Below are 2,934 nucleotides of genomic sequence, written 5' to 3'. Positions count from 1 at the left end.
GGCAATGTGATATAGCTCATGAAGGGTATCCTTTTTTTGTTATAATTAATAACTACAAAAATATAGGTGATACCCTTTTTTGTCAATTTTATAAATAAATAATTTTATAGTATGCTAATTATAAATCACACAATAAAAGTGATTGAGCCCAAATTTATCTTGACTATAATACATGTATAGTAATTTCTCCATATGTAAACCTACAAGGGGTCAATGCAAAGAAGAGGGCCTACCTACAGAGGGCATATCAAAACAATGAATATTTCTTTTTTAAAATAATAGCATCATCAAGGAAATCACAGGGAATTCAAAGTTAAAACATACAGAAAAGTATCAAGACCCATAAGTTTGCAACCATAGAAAAAAATAAGGGCCCGACTTATCGGAACCCTTCTACATGCAGTCCGTAAACGTACATGGCAATTATGAATTTATAATACCTAAATCAATTATAAATATCAATATTAAAAAGATTAATTTTAATTATTAATTTTTTTTCTATAAATTTTTTAAGCTTAATAAGTTTATCTCTAGAATCAAAAGGAAGAACTTTTCCGTATAAATCACTACCTAATTTGTTATACAAATTTTCTATTTCAAGAATTAATTAGTTTACTAGTTTTATAAGAGTATTTTTATAAAATTTAAGATTCTTCATAAGAAATATAACTAAAACTATATCATCAATTACAGAATCGAAACTTATCTTTTCTATACAAGTAAGATTAGAAAGTAATTCCCCTATAGTGTTTCTTTATTGGAATTCTTTATATCTACAATCAAAAACAACCTTATTATAAGCTGTTGCATTTCTAAATTCTTGTACAATTAAAATTATTTTTGAGAGTAGTTTACCATCAATATTATAGTTAGAAGGAAGACCTAATTCTTCCGAAATATCTTGGTTTATTTGAGGTATTAAGTTGATAATTAAGGTTGATAATTCTCCAAGAGCTAATTCTTCAATTATTCCCCATAAAGGTATATAAGTATCTTTATCATAGAAATGAGAAACTATTTTACTTGAACATCCATATCTACTTTTCATTGAAGAATAAATAGTATTTAGATATTTAAGTTTTTTTAAACAATATCATTATTTCTAGTATTATCATTTTTATTCATAGCTTTTTCAAAAACATCAAATAAAGCTTTGAATCTAAGAGTTTCATAAAAAAGATAAGGATAACAATTTATCTAATTCAATATGTTTTTGCTGGTTTTTCTTCATTCCCTGTCTAAGGTTTCTTTATACTCCTTGAAATTTCCGGTGGAATAGAACTAATTCCTTTATCCAGTTTTTATCATCATATTTCTGCGTAAAGGCCTATTTTCCCAATGTTCTAGGCTAACACTTCATCAAAAGCAGTAAATTCAATTGAACAAAAAATAGAAAGGTGTAATGAGTTATCCACTTTTTATGTTTTTGTTAAAAATATTATCCTTAGTTTTTTTATGGAATCTGCTAAATAGCTCCTCTAATCAAAGCTTTTTAAAAAAGCTAAGGATAACATAAAACTGGGGATAAGATTTTTTATCCAAAGTTTAGAATAAAAAATCAAGACCATCAGAAGGTAAGACTATGGGTATCTTGGTGATGATTAATTTTTCAAGCTCTTTGATGCAAGTAGAAAAAACTATGTAATTCATCCTCTCATAAAATCTTCAAAACCTCACAAATAAAAGTGCTTGAGTTGTAAAAGTATTTAATTATTAACTTCTGTATCCAAATAGATCTGGGCATTTTCTTGAGTTTCTAATAAAACTCTCATCGTATAAAAATCATCAGGTGTAGTTATTTTTATATTTTCGACTGGGCCATTTAAGGTATATAAAGCTTTTCCATAATATCTCATCATAGTACAAGAATCGATGAAATCTGTAATATTTTCTTTTTGAGCTTTTTCATGAGCTTCTAAAATATCTTTTAAATAAAATGATTGAGGAGCTTTTGCGACTCTAGATTGATCTCTATTAGCTACAGTCTCCACCATTCCATTATCATCTACAAGTATAAATGTTTCTTTAACAATAGCTGTAGTAATAGCAGAGCCATGCTTTTTAACACATGCGATATTTTCAGAAATCAATTGAGAACCAATTAAAGGGCGCACTCCATCATGAATCAATACAATATTATCATCTTCTGTATTTACCAATTCATTAATTGCAGCTAGTCCATTATAAATAGATAATTGACCAGTAACTCCTCCTGGGACAATTTTTACCACTTTTTCAATTCGAAATTTATATAGCAAGTCTTTTAGATAATTAATCCAATTTTCAATACAAACAACAACAATTCCTTCAATTTCAGGATTGTTTTCAAAATGCTCTAAAGTATGAATTATAATAGGTTTTTTATTCATTTCCAAAAATTGTTTTGGTTTGGCCTTTGTGTTCATTCTAGATCCTACACCACCTGCAAATATTAATGCTATATTCATTGCTTACTCTCCCTCAAAGAACCCAAAGGGCATTCTATATAATAATAGGTTATGCCTTATAATTGTATAGATTTTTGTTTCTATAATAATGGGTAATCTAACCTATTTGTAGGTTAAATTAACACCCTGATTCACAATAATTTCTTAATAAACTAAATTTGAATATTGGTTAAAGTGCTTATGTTTTACTGTTCGTCAAAAGTTTTGTTTCTCTTAGTTTTATACTGTTCAAGGCTTTCTTAACTTTAGATACATAACCCTATTTAGTTTTTAAGTACTAATATTCTATTCTATTTTTGCTAAAAAAGCATCAGATAGAGGCCTTATATATCTTTCTGATATATATTTTATACCTAAAATTATTAACTATTTAAAACAACTTTTTAATTATGATTAGAATATTTTATATCTAGAACGTTTTCATCCAGCTTATCATTCTATTATATGATTCTAGTAAACTTACTTTAGCCTTCCAACCTAATGAATT

General features: G+C 27.0%; 2 protein-coding genes. Both read right to left on the bottom strand.

The genetic code is table 11. From position 1 onward, the window contains the following. Positions 1–754: 754 nt before the first annotated feature. On the bottom strand, positions 755–1,048 hold the full coding sequence (locus JJE11_RS17185; RefSeq protein WP_291637836.1) for an Abi family protein: 294 nt from the start codon (positions 1,046–1,048) through the stop codon (positions 755–757). A 658-nt stretch (positions 1,049–1,706) separates the two neighbouring features. After that, positions 1,707–2,447 carry an IspD/TarI family cytidylyltransferase gene (locus JJE11_RS17180; RefSeq protein ID WP_291637834.1) on the bottom strand — a complete coding sequence of 247 codons (741 nt, stop codon included), beginning with the start codon at positions 2,445–2,447 and terminating at the stop codon, positions 1,707–1,709. Positions 2,448–2,934 lie beyond the last annotated feature (487 nt).

Origin of the sequence: Clostridium sp., from assembly GCF_016650095.1 — a bacterium.
GTDB lineage: Bacteria > Bacillota > Clostridia > Clostridiales > Clostridiaceae > Clostridium_AD.
Note: the sequence above shows the minus strand (reverse complement) of the source record. Positions and strands in the feature narration are given on the sequence as shown.